At 42.1% G+C, this 18779-nt stretch carries 13 protein-coding genes and 1 tRNA gene; 7 read left to right on the forward strand and 7 right to left on the reverse strand.

What is annotated here, in order from left to right; genetic code table 11:
• Positions 1–105: 105 nt before the first annotated feature.
• Entirely contained in the window at positions 106–1179 is a 1074-nt protein-coding gene (locus ACFS5N_RS13460; RefSeq protein WP_377186322.1) for a restriction endonuclease, read from the forward strand.
• Positions 1180–1297: 118 nt separating this feature from the next.
• Positions 1298–2728 (forward strand): hypothetical protein, encoded by a 1431-nt coding sequence (locus ACFS5N_RS13465; protein WP_377186325.1) that lies wholly within the window; start codon positions 1298–1300, stop codon positions 2726–2728.
• Positions 2729–2830: 102 nt separating this feature from the next.
• Here the strand turns inward: ACFS5N_RS13465 and ACFS5N_RS13470 are convergent, their stop codons facing one another.
• Together ACFS5N_RS13470 and ACFS5N_RS13475 are read right to left on the reverse strand one after the other, a co-directional pair.
• The gene (locus ACFS5N_RS13470; protein WP_377186328.1) at positions 2831–4249 is read right to left on the reverse strand and encodes a hypothetical protein; all 1419 of its coding nucleotides are present in this window, start codon (positions 4247–4249) and stop codon (positions 2831–2833) included.
• 61 nt (positions 4250–4310) lie between these two features.
• Positions 4311–5624: a hypothetical protein gene (locus ACFS5N_RS13475; RefSeq protein WP_377186331.1), complete on the reverse strand. Its 1314-nt coding sequence runs from the start codon at positions 5622–5624 to the stop codon at positions 4311–4313.
• Between the two features lie 1026 nt (positions 5625–6650).
• Between ACFS5N_RS13475 and ACFS5N_RS13480 the strand changes: the two genes are divergently transcribed.
• Both ACFS5N_RS13480 and ACFS5N_RS13485 read left to right on the forward strand, forming a co-directional pair.
• The gene (locus tag ACFS5N_RS13480; protein WP_377186334.1) at positions 6651–7577 is read left to right on the forward strand and encodes a hypothetical protein; all 927 of its coding nucleotides are present in this window, start codon (positions 6651–6653) and stop codon (positions 7575–7577) included.
• A gap of 207 nt (positions 7578–7784) precedes the next feature.
• Positions 7785–8225: a DNA translocase FtsK gene (locus ACFS5N_RS13485; RefSeq protein ID WP_377186555.1), complete on the forward strand. Its 441-nt coding sequence runs from the start codon at positions 7785–7787 to the stop codon at positions 8223–8225.
• A 541-nt stretch (positions 8226–8766) separates the two neighbouring features.
• Here ACFS5N_RS13485 and ACFS5N_RS13490 read toward each other — a convergent pair.
• Both ACFS5N_RS13490 and ACFS5N_RS13495 read right to left on the reverse strand, forming a co-directional pair.
• Positions 8767–8840, reverse strand: a tRNA-Ala gene (locus tag ACFS5N_RS13490).
• Between the two features lie 688 nt (positions 8841–9528).
• Positions 9529–10410, reverse strand: a complete 882-nt coding sequence (locus ACFS5N_RS13495) for a hypothetical protein (protein ID WP_377186336.1) — start codon at positions 10408–10410, stop codon at positions 9529–9531.
• Between the two features lie 96 nt (positions 10411–10506).
• Here ACFS5N_RS13495 and ACFS5N_RS13500 point away from each other — a divergent pair, with 96 nt between their 5' ends.
• Entirely contained in the window at positions 10507–13275 is a 2769-nt protein-coding gene (locus tag ACFS5N_RS13500; RefSeq protein WP_377186339.1) for a carboxypeptidase-like regulatory domain-containing protein, read from the forward strand.
• A gap of 52 nt (positions 13276–13327) precedes the next feature.
• Here the strand turns inward: ACFS5N_RS13500 and ACFS5N_RS13505 are convergent, their stop codons facing one another.
• The 3 genes from ACFS5N_RS13505 to ACFS5N_RS13515 all read right to left on the reverse strand — a co-directional run bounded on the left by ACFS5N_RS13505 (position 13328) and on the right by ACFS5N_RS13515 (position 16796).
• On the reverse strand, positions 13328–13537 hold the full coding sequence (locus tag ACFS5N_RS13505; protein WP_377186341.1) for a hypothetical protein: 210 nt from the start codon (positions 13535–13537) through the stop codon (positions 13328–13330).
• Positions 13538–13741: 204 nt separating this feature from the next.
• Positions 13742–15385 (reverse strand): vitamin K epoxide reductase family protein, encoded by a 1644-nt coding sequence (locus ACFS5N_RS13510; protein ID WP_377186344.1) that lies wholly within the window; start codon positions 15383–15385, stop codon positions 13742–13744.
• Positions 15386–15398: 13 nt separating this feature from the next.
• Positions 15399–16796, reverse strand: coding sequence for a hypothetical protein (locus tag ACFS5N_RS13515; protein WP_377186347.1), 1398 nt, complete (start codon positions 16794–16796; stop codon positions 15399–15401).
• A 232-nt stretch (positions 16797–17028) separates the two neighbouring features.
• Between ACFS5N_RS13515 and ACFS5N_RS13520 the strand changes: the two genes are divergently transcribed.
• On the forward strand, positions 17029–17118 hold the full coding sequence (locus tag ACFS5N_RS13520; RefSeq protein ID WP_377186558.1) for a cysteine peptidase family C39 domain-containing protein: 90 nt from the start codon (positions 17029–17031) through the stop codon (positions 17116–17118).
• An 897-nt stretch (positions 17119–18015) separates the two neighbouring features.
• A complete protein-coding gene (locus tag ACFS5N_RS13525; protein WP_377186350.1) occupies positions 18016–18765 on the forward strand; it encodes a hypothetical protein in 750 nt (249 codons plus the stop codon).
• Positions 18766–18779: the final 14 nt, after the last annotated feature.

The following is an 18779-nucleotide window of genomic DNA, read 5'->3' on the forward strand; positions in this document are numbered from 1 at the left end:
AGCCATAAAGCCGAAATTTCAATCAAAACAGCCCGTACAATACAGCCCAGATTTTCGGTCTCATATTGACGTGGAGAAGTTTATATTTGATTTAAAAGATAATTCATGGAGACCTTCGCCTTTGGAAACAAGTTTGAGCAGCTTATAGCGCGCGTGCTGCGTTCTTTTAATTTCAAAGTTCAGCCCGAAGTGCGACAAATGGCCGATTTAAAAGGATACGTCATCGATCTGCTTGTTGAGCGCAACCAGATCACCACGCTCATTGAGGTGAAGTTTTATCGCAGCAAGAAAGGGGTGGCAAACGCGGTACGTGATGCTGCACAGCAGTTGATGCGGTTGCTTACTGCTTATAACAAGCCGGCGAGCAGTTTATTGATCATTGCCGCTTATTCATCGCAGGAATTGCGAGATGAAATCGCCAATGCCGGCATTCTGCTTTGGGATCGCAGTGACCTTTACAACCTGATCAAGTTCGGCTTGGCCGACGCGCGGCTGCTGGAGGATTTCGAACAATTGCTGAATGAAGCCAAACAAGGCTTAGACATTGAAGAAGTATTTGCCGACGTCACGCTCAGCCAACGGTCGCCGGACACCTATTTCGCTCGGTTGGAGACGTCTTTTTGTCCGGGACACCGTTTACCATCTCCTCCTAAAAGAGATTACTGTGGGGAACTGAATGCAATACCTCCCGGACGACCAGGATGGCGGGATTATGAACTTAAATGCATTGAGATCCTAAGGTATCTGTTCGAGGATGATCTCAACAACTGGCACATACAGACAACAACCGATGATGCCATGAGCAGGTTCGACATGATTTGCCGGATCGTATCGGCTAACGATTTCTGGAGAAGCCTGATCCAATCGTTTCAGTCCCGCTACGTTCTGTTTGAATTCAAGAACTATGTAGAGCCGATAGGCCAGGACCAGATCTACACGACAGAACGGTATCTTTATCTTCGCGGTCTGCGGTCAGTCTCCTTCATCATTGCCCGGAATGGAGGCAGCGAACGGGCTGTCAATGCGGCCAAAGGCGGGTTACGGGAACACGGCAAGCTCATACTTATTCTGGACAATAAAGACCTGGGCGAGATGTTGCGAATGAAAGCTGAAGGCAAAGTCCCGAGTGATTATCTCTCGGATAAGCTGGATGATTTTTTAATCACCTTGTCGCGATAATTTCATGTGACATCCAAAAAAAGCTCGCTAAGAGCTTGAATTGGCAAAACGTCAAAAAAAAATTTGTTTCGGAATATCTATTTAATAAGTATTTTATATATTGCGTCATATGACAGCAATGGAAGCGCTCTTAAAAGAGAATGGACCAATGATTTCCAGCGAACTCGCACGGAAGCTTGCTAAGGCAGAAGGTGTCAGCGTGAACACGGCCAGTCAGCGTGTATCGAGGGCTGAAGGGATCGAACGTGTAGAAGGATTTTTCAAAAGCAATCAATCCCTCGTGTTTTTGCCAAACCAGCAACAGGGGAAAGATGTACTGAAGCTATTGGCCCGGCAAATGGAACTGCACGGCAAAAAGTACTGGTTTACACTGAATGCGCTGCGATACCATGCTGGTGCGATCAGCCGTGAGTTTTTAGAAACTTATTCCTTCTATCCGATAGAGCCGGTGTTATCTCACCTGACCTTTGAAGAAGTGATGCAACGGTTCGTAAAGGAGGGAATTCTGGTCTACGGTCCCGGAACCTATTCCTTCGCACCACGCTTGCGTTACAACGCTCTCAACGCCTTTCTGAGTCAAACGCTGGAGACGATCAAGATGAATGTGCTGGACAACTTTAAAGAGCTTGCCCGCAATATCGGCTGGGTTTCCTACGATTCGTTTGAACAGTTTGGGAACTATGGTAATTTCAGATGGGCCTTTATGGGCGTGTCGCCGGTAAGAGGCCTAAAGACAAAAACCGATTTTGGGTTTGTTATCGGTGACATTTTGCTGGGTCGGCCAACGTATAAAAAGGATGTGGAGTTCTTCATCCGCAAGATAGAAACCGTACAATCCTATAAAGGCGCTTCCCGGATTATGCCCGTGTTGTTAGTCGACAATGTTGACAAAGAAGCGTTTCAATACCTAAAAGAGAAAGGCGTGATCATCGGGGTTATTAAGGAGTTATTTGGCGAAAAATATGCCAAGACGCTCAATGACCTGATCACCATCCTGACAAACGCTGCGGCGAGCCTCGCAAAGAATCCGAACCAATACCTTCAATTGATCAACGAACTGCGTAAATATAATGACGGCTTGCTAAAGAACATTAAAGGGGCTTTATTTGAATACGTTGCGGGCCACTATTACCTTTTCAAGAACGGCTCCATAGACATGGGCTGGGAGATCGTAGAGAACGGCGCAGAACACGAAATGGACGTGCGCGCGACCTTTGGTGACCGGGTGATCATCGCGGAATGCAAAGGGAGGATATCGCCAACGCCCATAGAAGACATCAATAAATTTGTCCGGGTGAAGGTGCCGGCCTTCCGTTCCTGGCTGGAAAGGAATGAGACGCACAAAAACAAGCCCATTGAGTTTGAATACTGGTCGTCCGCCGGCTATACCGAAGATGCCATGCTCAAAATTGAAGAGCTGAACCACGAATATAAGCGGAACACCCTCACCTTTCTCGGTCCAAAAGAGATCATGGCCCGGGCTAAAGAAATGAAGAACAAAAAGTTACAGAAGGAACTCGACACGTTCTTCTTTAAATCCAATGTATAAAGCGGACCAGCGCCCCTATGGTCCAAACGAACTTATCGGAAATCGGAAACTATTCAGCCTTAGTAGCCGCCTTAGAAAAGCTAAGAAAAAATTCCGTTACCCTTAATAATCATTTTTTCGGTCAAGTGTACTTTCATTTTGAAGTAAAATCGGCAGGGACACCAATACATGGGTGATCAAACCTAATACGATAAATTCACAAAGCAAAGCATACGAACTTGTGGGTAAAAAAATGTAGAGCGTTGCCGGCAGGACGATACCGAAGGTCAAAATTAGAATAAAAAGCAGCAAAAAGTATTGCATGTGGCGAGGGAGCCCGGCCTCGTTCAGCCGGGTAAGGCGGTAGAGTCGAGGAATAATATCATATTGAAAATTCAACGAAACCGTGCTTAACAGATCCCGGGTCAGGGTATCTCCTTCAACATTTTTGTCAATATGCTTAATCTCCTTCATGATCTCGTTAGGATAATACCCCGGAGGAAATTGTTCTGGAAAATACTTTTCATCGCAGCAATACCAAATGTGGTTGGCGTCATGCATGGTGATGTACTCATCGATTTCTGAGAACGAATAAATATAATCGGCCGGGTACGCCGTATAGGCTAGTCCTGAACGGCTGAATTCTTCACCGGCAAACATATGAAGTTGTAGAACCATATTGATAATCGGTCCGGAAAAATTCTCATTGGACAATGCACGGTACTTTGCGTACTCTTCACGATCACTGTAATTGGGATAAAAGAACTCCTCCGAGCTGATTCTGGTTTTAATGCCATTTGCATAATCAAAACTGCTCTTGTAGGGATTATCCTTATTCCAGTATTCATAGAAATGCTGGAAATTATAGCAAAGTTTCCTGAAGTAAGTCAGCTTGTTGGAAAGGGTCTTAATCTCGGCTATACGTGCAAGCTTTTCCTGACGGATGTTGACCGCTTTAGTAGTCAAATAGGCTAGACTCAGCGAACCGATAATGCTGCTGGCGACATTCGTATAGTCAAAAGCTTTCTGTATGGCGGGTGCATAAGTGTTGAATTTGATCACAGCCAGGAGAAGAAGCGGCAGGTAAACTAAGGTAATCAGCACCGCGTTTCGCAGCATTACATTATTCCAGAAGTCCAGCGCCCAGATGGCGATGGCGGAGCGCATTTCGCCCTCATGACCTGCATTATTTTGGAAGTAATAAGGCGGCAGGTGTAACAATGCGATGCTTTTGGCAAGGTTCTGCGTCATGCCATCTTTATTAGGTCGTAAATATTCAATGACAATGTGAGATAACGACATGTAGTTAGATAGCCCATCATGATTTTTTTGCATCCAGGTTATGAGGTATTGGGTTAACTGCTTATTGAGTTCGTCCACCTTGTCGACAAAGCCGGAGCCCTCCAGATTGATGCTAAAATAGTTGACAGTCTTTTTCAGGCTATACTTAACCGTGCCGGCCATATCGATCGTTCCTGCGTAGTTTACCAGAAAGAGCTCAATCGCATCCCGCATAATTTCATTGTCAGTTATTTTCGCCATCGATCTGATACTTTTAAGAGCCAAGATAAACAATTCAAGGCAGTTAGCCCTTGAAAAAGCTTCAAACCCAGGGCACTATTTCTTCGTTGCCGCCGACAAATTTGTTCAAGGAGATGCGGTTGGCAAATTTACCGTTATAATGAAGTTCGTGCAGGATCAATAGCTCCAGGCAATACAGGCCGAGGTGCCGTATGTGAAAACGATCCATCGATGGTATTGCCCTCAAGGTCTTGCGTTTATTGTTATCAGAATGAACGATCGCGTTACGTACCCGAGTAAACAATTCCGGAAGGTCCTTAACAATAATGTTTTTAGCTCTTAAGTCAGTATCGATCTGTTGATAGGCAGGCGGTATTTGAACCGGTATTTTCGCTCGCATTAAAAGAGCCCGCAGTTTGTCATCAGCATTTATCTTTTGTCCTTTCTGCGGCTTCCCGATCTTCCAATTGTAAAGCAGTTCAAACGCATTCTGCATAAACACGATAGCTCCTTCTGCGAAACCACTGTTGTTATTGGCTTCAACATACCAGTGAATAAGCAGGTCCAGGCATTCGTTGGCTTCCGGATCAGCAATTGTCCGCCCGAAATTTCGCCAAAGTTCACTTAAGGTCAATTCATATTGTTGAGGCAGCCAACTATATTCTTCTTTGTATTCGTCGGCATAATAGGATGAATATTCAGCCCAAGCCAAGGCGTCAGCTTTTCGGCCGCGGATAAGGCAGGGAAAGCATCGGCGGCCATTCAGGAAGGTAAGAAACAGTCCCAGCTTGTTGATGAGGCGGGTGGAGTCAGCATATATAAAGGAGGTATTCTTGAATATGGCTTCGCCGCAAACGGTCAGACCGTAGCCGCCATCATCCTTCAATGCTTTGACCTTCTCCCCGGCGTCAGGCTGGCGGTCGAGTCGGATGATCCACTCCGCGTCCTCCAGTTCGATGCGATTGGCATGTAGGCGGTCTGCTGTCCGTACGGGCATTCCCAGAACCTCTCGGAAATTTGGTAGTTGAAAGGTTAAGCGGTCAGCATTCGGCCCTTCATGAATAATAAAAGGATTATTGAAAATTCCGGTCACCGACCCATCGGAACCGCCGATGTGGGTGATATGTCCGCTTCCATGCTCCAATTTCCTTCCCGGTATGGCGAGACGCGCTATAGTAAAATCGAGCGTATAGCGATCAATTGTTCCGCGAAAACGGACACATGGCCTGGGACGCCAGGCATAAAAAATCCTCCCGTCCACAGACAACACTTCCGTTGCCAGTTGAAGCTCAAACCGGCCTTCATAAATGACAACCCTTTCGTTAACGTTCGGCGCATCACCATCCGGCCGAATCATTAACGGTAAGCCTTGAAATGCGTCTGCTGCATCATCCATAGTTTTCAACTCTAAAGCTAAAGAAAAGAAATGGTTTACTTCGTTTACCGGAACCCAGCGAAAGGCACCATATAAAAAAGACGGAGCATCATTGCACCACTTTCTCCCAAAACGTTGATTACCTTACTTTGCTGCCTGGTTCTTTCGCGTTACTTCTGTACAGATCTCCTGGGCAAGCACTTTCAATTGATGCATGGCATTACGCACGCGCGTACGGCAGCTTTGTTACCTTTTTCAAGAATGCATCTGCATCTACTCTGTCAAGGCTAGCAGCGCTTTTAATTTTTCATATTTTCCCATGATCTCTCTGTTAATAATGAATAATCGCTTAAAGTTGCTCCAAAGTATACTCCCGCCAGAATAAAAGCCCAGCCTTGCGCTGCACCTTCCTAACTAAAACTAGACCAATTATCCAGCTATTGATGTTGTTCAATCGCATGCTGAACCCCCTAGAAGAACAAAACGGCTTGCATTATTCTTCCATAAGAAAATATATAGTTCTGATTAAAGAAGTCAGTCTTTTACCCAAGGATTTAAACCTTCCAATTAACATGAGTTTAGTCAATAAAGCAAATTAGTTAGCTTCACAACAACAGATGACTATTTATTATCAATATTAGTTTGGATTGGAAAAAAAAGCTTTTGGTAATGTTTGAAATGCTCTTTTTTTTAACTGGCAAAAAAAGTCTGGTCTTATCGCCATCAGCATCCATTACATAATAAAGACTTACCGCATCAAATAAATACGTTCGGAGTTGTAAATAAACGGAATTATGATAATGAGGCTTACCATCCAGATTTTTAACGTGAAAACTCACCTTGTCCAGCGCGTTCCTTAGCTTGTGTAGCAGGGTATAGAAAAAACGCTGAAGTTCGACGATATAAGCATCATGCTTATAAATTTGATTTTCAATAACGTCGGTAAGATTGTGCGCGAACGTAAATACCATATCACCCGCACGTTCAGACGTGATCATAAGTGCTTGTCTGATAAGTAAAGATGCAAAATCAAGTTTATATTTGAGCATGAACGCTATGGAAGAAATGCGCCGCAAGCGTCTTGAAATGCAGCAAGAAGAACGAGAAAAGCAACTTAATGAACATGCCGATATTATCGCCGCGTTTATGGATCGTTGCAGTACGTTGGAAACTCCAGCGCATGATCTGCAGATCGATTATGTGGAAACTATAGGTATTATCGCCCAGGCTCCAGGTTTGTTAATGAACTTAAATCCTGACCTGGTGATCGACGACGACGGTCTTTATGATCTTGCGCAGTTACGCTCGGTTTTTAAATCGGCGCCGTTTCCCGGAACCGGGCTCATGGTGGCCAATGATTTTATGCTCATGGCGCACCCTTTCTTCCGGCGGGGGATGCACCAGCTTAGTAATTGGGAATCACGTTTTATAGAGTTATTTTGGAATACAAAGATCTCCGATGCTCGGATAAATGTGGCGCTCGACCCAGACCGTGTGCGGCTAAACCTAAGGGCTTATAGCCTAATAGAACTAGATACCTGGCACGGTGCTAAATTCAGTCAAGACATTGTGTCAATTAAGGACGGCATCAGTCAATTGCGTCCTCCTGCTGACATCGAGCCATTTCATCTTGATTTTCTTTTTGGTTCGGCGTATAGTCTAAATACCAAGTGGTCGACTAAGGGTAAGCTCAAAACTTTTCAAGCGGAGGCCTACTTACAAGATGAGATCCTATTCGAATGGGAAGGAGACCTATGGCATCCGGTCCGATATATTCACAGCCAATATGATCTGGAGCTGCAAAAATTCGTACACATAGATGGCGCGATCCATTTTTACCAACCGTCGAATTATCGGGTGATGCGGGAAAAAGACCTGGACTACAACTATAAACATGCAGAACAAATTAAGGCACCTTCGGTCAAACTTTTTAAGATAGATGATCATATCCCTTTGGATATTTGTTGGAATTAACAAGCCAGTTTTTCGCTCACAATCCACTAATATTGGAATACTTTGACGGTAAGTACCCCGAGCATATCGAAGAAACACTTAACGCTATACGTGAATCACGAGATGGAAAATAATCACTATGAACCTAAGTTTGATCTCGCCAACTATCATTATCCGACGCTGGATCTGCTTTCGGCTCCGGTTTCATGACTTGACTTTACTGCTGAAATATCAGAGGCAACTAAGCAGAAGATCGTCGATATTTTGGCGCACAATGAGGTGGAGCTGGAGAAGATCAAGGCAACCATCGGGACAACATTGACGCTGTATGAGATCACGCCTTCGCCAGGCGTGCAGGTCGCGAAGATCAAGGGCCTGCAAGCTGACTTGGGTTTATATTTAGCTGCTCATGTGAAAGTGATCGGTCTCATACCGGGAAAAGGTACGATGGGCATCGAGATCCCGCATGAACAAGCTGATGTGGTTGCCATGCGCAGCGTTTTAGCGACCGAAAAGTTTCAGCGACCGAATATGGAGCTGCCGATAGCTTTGGGGAAAACAATGGATAATTCCGTTTACCTGGTTTACTTGGTCTCTTACAAAAAGAAACAGCAAAACAAGCCAAGCCGCAAGAACCACCAATCTTTAAACCCAAATTCCGGCTGGTGATTGGTGAAGGCAACGGCGGGCAATCTATCATATCGAGTAAACACCCCCACCTGAGGTGGGGACTTAAATAAACCCTAAAAGGGTCTTTGAATAATCATTTGTTAAAAATTGGTCGTCTTCGTCAATCATTCATTACTAAGAGAATGATTAGACTGGCCTTGTCTTTACTTCTAACTTACCGCCTTAGGCGGTAGGTTAAATATCGGCAATAAATACCTTTGTAAATCAGAGACTTATAAGGTTATCGATTTGGCAAAACTGCCATTTGTGCGCACCCACCTATGATCGAAGCAGGAGCCAACAGATTATGAGAACCTATTCCGATTGAAATTAAATATATTTAATAGTAAGCTAGCCAATTGTGACCTCTTGCATACAAAATTGCATGATAAAAAATTGCCATTACGGGAGCGTTTTTTAATAATTAAAATTAAAAATAACCATATTTAGTTATGGTTGTATTATCAAAATGCGTTACCTGGGGGTTTATAAAAAGGAAAAAAGCACCTACAAATTCTTGCAAATGCTTGATTATCAGGCGTGGAGAATATCGGAGTCGAACCGATGACCTCTTGCATGCCATGCAAGCGCTCTAGCCAGCTGAGCTAATCCCCCGTTTGAGAGGGAACAAAAGTAGTAAAAAGTTGCGAGTTAGCAAGAGTAAATATAAAGTCATTGATATACAGTTACTTGTGTTTTGTTTTTCTTCTTAGATATCCTAACCAAGCATCCCCAAAACACGCAGATAAAGGGGGGGGCACGTACGATGCACGTAAATCCCACTAAAGTAAAGCAGTTAGTCAAGCTTCTTGAACTCCTTGAAGATGCTTCAGAGGACTTTCGCGAAGTTGTATCAACAAGCGATTTCAAGAGGCCACAATGATCAATATTGGACACCTGAACATCTTTGCGATATGGTTAGTTGATGATCCACCACCTGGCCAAAGGATTTGCGACCCGGCTTGCGGTTCTGGAGAGATGCTACTGGCGGCTGCTAAGATTAATCGGCACATCTGGCTACATTCACAGGAGAACAAACCTAAGTCAGCATTCGATAAGCCATTTGAACCTATAAAAGCTGTAACATTATAAATGGTGTACAAACACGACTGTTTTTGGCAACCAGACCTTTTGCTTAGTTCGCAGACAACTACGTCACTTTTGAAAAACAAAGGACTCATTGAGCGGCATGGAGGCAGCTTTCATTTTAAATTGAAGTAAGGAAAAGAGGCCAAATTTTATATCGTGCTCTAGGAATTGAATATACAAGCAGCTGCTCTTATCAGATCTGTGCTGAATTTTCTTATTCGTTGAAAAAACTTTTTATCCGCTTCCATGAAAAATATTCGGTGTAACTGGATACATCATCCTTGCCAAATGAAACCATTACGCCTCCCTCATGATGCATGATTCCTATAGGAAAAATCACCTTGAAATCCCTCCGATTGCTCAGTTTCCAAAGCAATTCATATTCTTCGTCAGGTTCTTCATCTAGATAAGGTAATGGATTAGGATGGTATTCAATCTGCTTGGTCAAATGATCATACCGCACTATGGTATAATAATAAAAGCGCTTAAACCCCTTTTCATCGGGCAAGAAGGAATGGATAAACCCATAAAGCCAATTGTCCGTAGTTCCAGGTTTTGCCAATAGTGGAGTACCACCCCGTAATTCGCCATATTTCCAGCCAACAGTCTTTTCTGTCGAGATATATATTTCTCCGGCAACAATTGCATCATTCTTGTAGCTAATTTTTATTACCCTCAAGAAAGGATCAAAATCAGTAACCATGAACAGGTCATCACCATATACATAAGGTGACCAGTTTTTTTCCTCCCATCGTCTTGCAAGGCCCCTTAGCGATGTTTGATTTTTGATAATTCCACTTTCAATATCAACCTCTCCAAATCCGGTTCCATACTGTATGCGCCATTCGCCATTCTCCATTAATGGCAAGTAATTATAAAATGCCAGTAGTTTGTCCCGGTAAACAAATAGCCTGATGTCTTCAAAAGCCGTGTTATTGTTTTCTGCTGTTAGCCATTTATCAGATACAGGCTCGAAATCATCGCTTAGTTCCATTAATATACATTCGGCATTACGCTTGTATAAATGTTGGGTACGATAAGCACACCATATCTTCTGGTTGTATCGTGCAATAGAAGCGTTTATTTGGAGCATCATGGTTAAGGTTGGTTTGATAAATTAACTATTAAATTTAATAAATGCAAAAATTATTATATTTGAAACACCCCCCGATAAACCTAAGTCACATTACGAATGAAGAACAAATTCAGATTTTCTGTTGTAGCCTGTCTCCTACCCTGCATTTTTCTTTTTGCTTTTGAAAACCAATCCGGCGATCCCATTCTCGACCGATTAGTTAACAATCTTCAACGCTGGGCCGACAGTATTCCCCAGGAGAAAGTATATCTTCAGATGGATAAACCGTATTATGCTTTAGGCGATACCATATGGTTTAAGGGTTACGTTACCGTTGGTTCACGTCACCAGCTTTCCGCATTGAGTGGAGCAATGTATGTAGAACTGATAAATGAAAAGGATTCATTGCTGCAGCGACTTAAATTACCAGTTACCACTGGTATGGTAATGGGCGACTTTATTCTAAAGGACGACTATTTGCAGGGAAGCTACCGCATTCGTGCCTATACGCAATGGATGCGTAATGCCAGTGAGGACTATTTCTTCGACCATACCTTCTCTGTGGGCGACGTTGCGGGGGGGGATATTGTGGCGAAAGTTGATTTTAGTTACCATGATGATAAAGATAAAAAGGTGCTTACGGCGTTGCTTAATTATACAAATGACCAGGGCAAAGCTTTAGGCGAGAAAGATGTCCGATATGAAATATGGGCTAATCATAGACCACTATGGAAGCAGACCGGTAAAACTGATGCCTTGGGAAGTTTGCGCATTGTTATTCCAGATGATATAAAGCAACATCCTGAAGGAGCGTATCTGCATACTATTCTCGAGGGAAGCGATAAGTATCCTGTCTCAAGGGATTTTCCAATCAAAGCCACCTTAGTACAAAGCGACATTCAATTCTTTCCAGAAGGCGGTAATTTAGTGAATGAAATTCCTACGAGAGTAGCGTTTAAAGCTACCGGCATAGATGGTCTGGGGCTTGCCATAAAAGGCAATATTGTTGATAACGAAAGTAATGAAGTAGCAAAACTTTCCACTCTGCATGCAGGTATGGGTAGTTTCCTGATGACACCGGTAGCCGGCAAAACATACAATGCCAGGGTCACTTTCGAAGATGGCTCTATTAAAACGGTGCCTCTACCAATAGCTGTTGATAACGGTTACGTACTGAGTATCTATCAGCCAAATCGCGATAGTATTTTATTGCGCGTGCATGCATCAAAAAAAATGCTGGGAACTACCATTAATTTAATTGCCCATACAAGTGGTGAATTAATGTTTGCTGCTGCCGTAAAGATGGATAATCCTATTGCATCAATTTGGCTACAAAAGAAAAGCTTTCCTACTGGCATTGCGCAATTCACATTGTTTAGTGCATCCGGAGAACCGCTGAATGAACGAATTGCTTTTATTCGTAGCAGTGATATCATGCATTTAGAAATTAAGACAGACAAAACGAATTATAATAGCAAAGAAAAAGTGAATGTAAGGTTATCCTGTAAGAACGGTAAAGGCAACCCATCAGCCGGAAACTTTTCCGTTTCGGTGATAGATGAAAGCAAAGTACCTTTTGATGAGAATAAAGAAAGTACTATCTTCTCAAACCTGCTGCTTAAATCAGACCTGAAAGGTTATGTAGAAGAGCCCAATTATTACTTTGCTCAGCAAAGCGAAGAAGTGGACAAGGCATTAGATAATTTGATGCTGACGCAGGGCTATCGCCGCTTTGCATGGAAAGCACTAACCGATGTTTCCGGAAGTAAACCGCAATTCCCTACCGAAAATTTAGGAACGGTAATTTCAGGCAGGGTTGTTACATTAAATAATAATCCTAAGCCGGTGGCGGGTGCCAATATCAGCATGGTAGCTCTAAGGGCCAATGCGGTTAAGTCGACCACTACCGGTACAGATGGGCGGTTCCGTTTTGATCCTTTTTTCCTGACCGACAGCATCAAGCTTTCGCTGCAGGCGCGCACTGCTAAGGGCAGCGATAAGGTAGCGCTCATCCTTGATTCTATTTCCGACATCAAGGTCAATACCAATCCTAACCTGGCCGATGTTAGTTTAAATGTACACAGCAGCTTAAAACAGTTTTTAGAAGCAGGTAAAAAGGAAGATGAAACTTATGAGAAAATGGGCCTGCTGGATAGGGTACATCGCCTTAAAGAGGTGAAGATCAGAGCAAGGAAAAATGAGCAAAAGGAGCCTGTAGCTATGCAAGGAATTTTGCAAGTGCCGGAACAGTCTGTAGATAAAGTTTACAGGATACCTCATCCCGAATTGTGTGCTAATTTAGGTACTTGCTTACAAGGTGCGCTCCCCAGGATAAGATTTGTGCCACAGATTATTGGGTACAACCATATAAAAGTTCCTTTTACAAATTATCCACGTTATCTGGATCAAGGGAAGCTTGTCCCGGTAAATGTAATAGTTGATGGCATATTGATTAGTGATTCTATTGAAGTAGGAGATATCTTTGATAATAATGCATTACAAGCCACGGATATAATTAAAATAGAGGTGGTAGATGCCAATCTGGCTCAAAAAGCAGTGCTAGGCGGCCCTTCTATTCTGATTTTTACCAATCGCGGAAAAGTCAGAAAAATCTACAACCCTTCAATGACCAATATTACGCCTAAAGGATATAACAAAGTGCGTGAGTTTTATTTACCACGTTATGACCGGGTGTACGGTGCCTCCTCGCAGCCAGATCTGCGTACTACCGTTTACTGGAACCCGTATTTAAAAACAGACTCTACAGGTAACACGACATTTGATTTCTTTAACGCCGATGGGCCGGGCACCTACCGTCTAATAGTTGAGGGCGTTAATGCGGAGGGTCAGTTGGGACGATCTATAGGTATCTATAAAATAGAGTAATACAGATATTGTGGTTGCAATAGTTTTTAGATAGATTCTTAAATGCATAATACTAAAAAGAGGCTGCCTTTTGAGACAGCCTCCCGTTAATTAAATTAGCATGCCCCGATGCCGTCGCAACTTTGTTGGCACCCACAACTACTATTACAGTACGTGAAACCTTCGCGACAAGAGCCGCTACCGCTGCCACCGCCATCTCCATAGCCACTTCCATAAGCATGGCATACTCCAGCATCACACCATCCGCCTTGACAGTCGCCATTTGCACTACATCCTCCTGTTACCGCTTTCAGTTGTTCCCTGCTTAAAATTTCTCTTGCGCCTAAGCTAAGCGCTTTCAATCTTAATTTTTTCATTTTTAATGAATTAAATGATTAGAAATTTAGGTTAATTATATAATCCTGAAGTAGGCTAGCACAACTTGGATTATGTCTTGATGCGTACACCATCCGATTGATTGAGCGTGCTATACTGATAAAAAGTATTTCAAATCGTGTACGGAATAGTTGGAAGGTAACTGATACCCATTCACAAAAAAGGTAGGCGTAAATTGTATTTCGGTTTTGTTGCACCAGTCGCGCATGGCTTGTATCTTTTCTCCCTGTTTTTTCAGTTCGCCATTCATAGGGTATTTTTGAGCAAAGGCTTCATAATCTTTCTTTTCGGCCAGATACCAGTCGTCCAAAGCCTGTTGTGTCAAGCTTGTATCCTGTTGCTCATCTATCGCCAGTAAATGCCTTACCGGGTGTGCCTTCATATCACGGTCATCATTGGTGGCATTAAATATGATCTGTACTTGCAAGTCGGGGTTATTGTGAAGCAACTCCTCAATAGGTGTATGTGCCCGGGCGCAGGGGCCGCAATAAGGGTTACAAACTTTAACTATTTTAACGCCGGCATTAGGGTTACCCATGGTTATGCCTAAACCCTCAGTGCTATGTTCAATAGCCTTTTGTTTTTCGAGCACAGCGGTAAATATTTCAGGGCTGTGTTTTAACCGTTGCAGCTCCTGCATCAACTGGCTACTTTCTTTGGCGTTACGTAAAGCAGGTATTAACAATGTAACAACAATAAAAGGCACAGCAAATGCCGATACTGTTGTAATTAACAGGCCAATTAAGCTGCCGTCTTGAAATAAATTTACGTTATGCCAGCCGGCGATGAAGCTTACAATACATTGCAATGCCAGTATCAACTGTACTGACAGGCAAAGCACGCACCACTGTTTGGCCACCTGCCACTGATAATAAACCGAATAAAAAACATAAGGTGTTGCAGCTAAAGTTATCCACGATAACATATTCAATATGCTGATATTGGTGAGGCCTGAAAGCAACAACAGGGTAAGGCTACCGGCAAAGTAAACAAAGCCTATGGTGCTCCAGCTAATGCCCCATATTTTCGCATCCTTTGATTGTAAGATAGCGCCGCAGTTTACCTTTTTGCCGCTTGTACAGATATCCTGCAAAACAACATTGGTTTGGTCCACTTCGTACCACAACAATAATACCGTTACCGCAACACCGGCCAATGTTAGTAGCGCATATAGTGTAGGCAATACGGCCAGCGAGCCCGCATTAATAAAAGCAAAAATTGCAGCAGCCAGCAGGAATAAAGGCAAACAAATTACCATTAAGGTTTGCGATAACCTGATTCGTTTTTCTTCAGCTATTTTTTGCTCATAGTTCCTTTCCTTTACAGGTTCTTCCATTTCGGCCAGTAAGATGTTGCCTGATGATCTTTCAGTAAAATCGTCTAAAGTAACAGTGTTCCAGCTTTGCACTTCCGGATTATAATAATTTACTTGCCTGTCGTTTATTTCCTTAACCACAGTAAATTGGTTTACCTGCATTTTACCATTTACCTGTGTAATAAAGGGCGTTGGTATTTCGGGCAGTTTTTCTTTGTCAAACCGTGCCGTAAGGTTTTCAATGCCATGATTATTAAGCACATCGCTTACGCTTAAAAATGTCGGGTAATTAGGATGCCCTTTGATACCCGTTTCTAAAGTAGACCTTGAAATTTTAGCGCCCATTAATTGAGCCAAAAGGTAAGCGGCTTCGGGCGCATTGTCCTTCGGCTCAAGCAGTCTGGTGATTAACTTTCTCATTTTAGATAAGGATTTATTGTATTGTTTGCTTGGTTATAATTGTTTCAGGATGATATTTGATATAAGCCTGTTGTATGCGTTTAAGCTTGTAGTTGCTTTGCAGGAACATATCAGTAACCAGGCTCTTTTGCTCGTTATGTATATTGGTAATGTCTGAATAACCAAAATCTTTCTGGGTAGATATAAATGGATAAAGCAGCATTTTATGTGGTGTCATTCGCGAGTAGGCCAGGTCGGCTACTATTTTTTCGTCAAAAGGCTCGTCCAGTATATATTGAAAGAAATCTTTGTAAATCACGACGAATTGTGTCGATAATAAATGTCCAACCCAATAACGGTTAAGGGTGATGGGTATGGCCTGATTGAATTTACCCGTTCCGCCTGATAGCAAATAAGCTCCTTCCTCATTGGCTTCGATAATGTTTCTGATCAGAAATTCTTTGGTATAATCTTTAGTGAATTGATGATCATCTTCGCAGATTACAATAACATCATCCTCATTGGCAATAGCCATTTTAATTATTTTCCGGATGCTCATCCACAAACCCAGCGCGCCAACCTCATGCTTGCAGGCCTCAACTATCTGTACATCAAACTCCGGTTTTCCTTCAAACTCGGCTTTAATGTGCGCCAAACGTTCCGTACGCTCAGTCAGATTGATCACATATGTTGGTATTGTAATGGTATTATAAGCCAAATTATCTAAATCTTCACGTTCATCTTTTGGGAGTTCTTTATAAAGGTTTTTAATCCTTGAAAGACGAAAGAAGCTGGAATCAGAATATCTAAAAAGTGAGTGAACCTTTCCTTCTGTATTGTTTTTTGCAGTTGCATCAGAGTAGCCGAAATCTTTCTGAATAGCCAAGAAAGGGTGTCTCACAAAAATATTATCAGACAGGCGAGCTATGAAGTAATCCGCAGCATCATAATTTATAAGCCTGGTTTGTTTAAGAGTAGAAATAAAGTCTTTAAAAATGATGGTAAACTGTAAACCTGAGAAATTATTTGTCCAGAATATACTTTCAGATATTTGCACTGCATCATCAGCCCAACTTACGCCACCAAGCAAAATATCGGCATCGAGTTTTTGAGCCTGGCTGATAAATTCGATAAGGTTTTCTTTTGAATAATGCTCGGTAAACTCGATATCATCCTCGCATATAATAATATATTCAGCACCGGGCGGGGCCAAATCCATTAATATGTACCGAATAGTAGCCCACAAACCGAGTGCTCCAAATGAATGCTCAAAAGCCTGAACAATTTGTAACCTAAATTCATCCTTACCAGCAAATTGTTCAATAACATACTCTTTGCGATCGGTTCTTTTTTTTAGGTTAATAACATATGTTGGTATAGAATCTGAAATATCAGTGATAGCCGGTTGGATTTTGTCCGATGTCCTTTTCATGTTTAGGTATGTTAAAACACATACCTAGTATGGGGTACTAAGGTGTTGTGTTAAGGTTTGGTGGTTATTTTAAGTAAAGTTAATGCCAGTTTTGTAAAAAGCAAGTGGATTTCAAAAAAATCTTGCCAAAAGTTGCGCGGGTATTTTATTTTTTCATTTACTTTACAAATACCAAACTAACCTAACCTGATACTTTGTCATGCGATTCTCTTTTTACAAGCAGTTAAATGCAATGGATTGCGGACCAACCTGTCTGCAAATGATCGCTAAATACTATGGCAAGCACTACTGCAACAATCTTATGTTCAAAAACTGGTTTTAATCGCACTGGCGTTTCAATGTTGGGAATTAGCGAAACCGCTGAACAGTTTTAAGGCTGAAATCAAACTTGGAAACGGCCTTGTCACCAGTAACAGAAGGAAATTGCCATACAGGAGCGGTTTGAGGGCACAGGCCTTAGTTATTACAAAAGACATCAGGCTGTTGCAGAAATTTTATTATGGCTTTGTCAAATCCACCTCTGTTAATAAATAACCTAATCACAACATGAAAACAGTAAGTAAAAGGAAAAATTTCCAGGAACATTATAATTCAATAATTTTCAGCAACATCTAAAAAAAATGCCTGGGGCGGGAAAAAAGGCGAGTTCTATTCAGGTGCTGGTTCTCACAATGCCTATATTTATGATTATGCCCATGTAGCTAGCAACTTTATCAACCAAAATGACAATCATGAAATCATAGAAATAGGATGTGGCGATTTTAATGTGACTGATGCCATCTTGGATAAATTAAATGGTCCCGGTTATCCGTATACTTATAAGGGTTATGATGTGGTCAAACCCCTCATTGCCCGAAACATCGCTATCTATGGGTGGGCTGCCTGGCTTAATGCACACAAAAATAAAACAGTAATTGCGCCTTTAAATTGGTTTAATATAGTTCCTCCGGGGTTCAACTTAAATTACCTCTATCCCAAAAAAAGGGTAAGAATATAATCACCTAAATATTCGCTGGGAATGAGTTTTCGTAAACCAGTTTAAAGCGTTTAAGAAGTATTTCGAACCTGACATTTAAGATATATACAGCGTGGTTACCTTTTAAAGAGTGGTTAAAACATTAATTACAGATGATTTTTATTGTTAGTGAACTATTTAGTAAGGTGCCAAACAAAATTAAGGGCTTTCTTGTAGTTTATAGATAAACCATATAAAACTGCCATGAAAAAATCGATAAAGATGCTGTTAGCCTCAGCAGGTATGTTGGCGCTTGTTGCACCTGCCCAAGCTCAAACGTTTAAAGACATTGCAGGTACTATGCAGGTTCAGGGGATGTTTCGCAAAAGCAATTTAGGCCAACTAAACGGTATGCTCAATGCAAATGGCATTCCTTCATTGCCCGACAATAATTATTGGCTTAATCTTTCAATGAACCATGTCCATAAAAAATTTGTGATGGAAGATGGTATAGGGGCTAGTTTTACATCTACTTCTGCCGCAAATACCGCAAATGGCATCAAAGCTAAATACAACCAATTTCAAGTTTATGGAAGAGCTGGCTACGATCTTTCTGCACATGAAAATATGCGTTTTTTCCCTTTTGTAGGCCTGAATCTATCACAGACTATGTTGCGCGTTCGTGATGACCAACGGATGCAAAGCACATCGGAGTTTTCGTCTGAATTGCTTAATTCCACTTCCAGCAAAACGTTGTGGAATCCCAGGGTTGGTTTTGAATTTGGTGCCGGTTTCGATTACCTGATCGGTGTTAAAGAAAAACAAGTTGACAATTATACTATACATCGATCTATACCCGTAGGCGTAAGAATTGGTTATTACCTGCAGGCTTCTAATAGCAATTGGAGGGTAGATAATAACTATAAACTAAATAACGGACCCAATAATAAACAAAGTGCGGTATTTGTCAATTTCAACATCGGGTTAGGTTATAAAGTTCAACGCACACCTTAATCAATAATGTATTT

It is taken from the genome of Mucilaginibacter ximonensis (genome assembly GCF_042686265.1).
GTDB lineage: Bacteria > Bacteroidota > Bacteroidia > Sphingobacteriales > Sphingobacteriaceae > Mucilaginibacter > Mucilaginibacter ximonensis.

What these genes read in the sequence shown, in the direction of transcription:
- ACFS5N_RS13460 (WP_377186322.1), top strand. Translation starts at nt 106, where the DNA reads ATGGAGACCTTCGCCTTTGGAAACAAGTTTGAGCAGCTTATAGCGCGC.
- ACFS5N_RS13465 (WP_377186325.1), top strand. Translation starts at nt 1,298, where the DNA reads ATGGAAGCGCTCTTAAAAGAGAATGGACCAATGATTTCCAGCGAACTC.
- ACFS5N_RS13470 (WP_377186328.1), bottom strand. Translation starts at nt 4,249, where the DNA reads ATGGCGAAAATAACTGACAATGAAATTATGCGGGATGCGATTGAGCTC.
- ACFS5N_RS13475 (WP_377186331.1), bottom strand. Translation starts at nt 5,624, where the DNA reads ATGGATGATGCAGCAGACGCATTTCAAGGCTTACCGTTAATGATTCGG.
- ACFS5N_RS13480 (WP_377186334.1), top strand. Translation starts at nt 6,651, where the DNA reads ATGAACGCTATGGAAGAAATGCGCCGCAAGCGTCTTGAAATGCAGCAA.
- ACFS5N_RS13495 (WP_377186336.1), bottom strand. Translation starts at nt 10,410, where the DNA reads ATGATGCTCCAAATAAACGCTTCTATTGCACGATACAACCAGAAGATA.
- ACFS5N_RS13500 (WP_377186339.1), top strand. Translation starts at nt 10,507, where the DNA reads ATGAAGAACAAATTCAGATTTTCTGTTGTAGCCTGTCTCCTACCCTGC.
- ACFS5N_RS13505 (WP_377186341.1), bottom strand. Translation starts at nt 13,537, where the DNA reads ATGGCGACTGTCAAGGCGGATGGTGTGATGCTGGAGTATGCCATGCTT.
- ACFS5N_RS13510 (WP_377186344.1), bottom strand. Translation starts at nt 15,385, where the DNA reads ATGAGAAAGTTAATCACCAGACTGCTTGAGCCGAAGGACAATGCGCCC.
- ACFS5N_RS13515 (WP_377186347.1), bottom strand. Translation starts at nt 16,796, where the DNA reads ATGAAAAGGACATCGGACAAAATCCAACCGGCTATCACTGATATTTCA.
- ACFS5N_RS13520 (WP_377186558.1), top strand. Translation starts at nt 17,029, where the DNA reads ATGGATTGCGGACCAACCTGTCTGCAAATGATCGCTAAATACTATGGC.
- ACFS5N_RS13525 (WP_377186350.1), top strand. Translation starts at nt 18,016, where the DNA reads ATGAAAAAATCGATAAAGATGCTGTTAGCCTCAGCAGGTATGTTGGCG.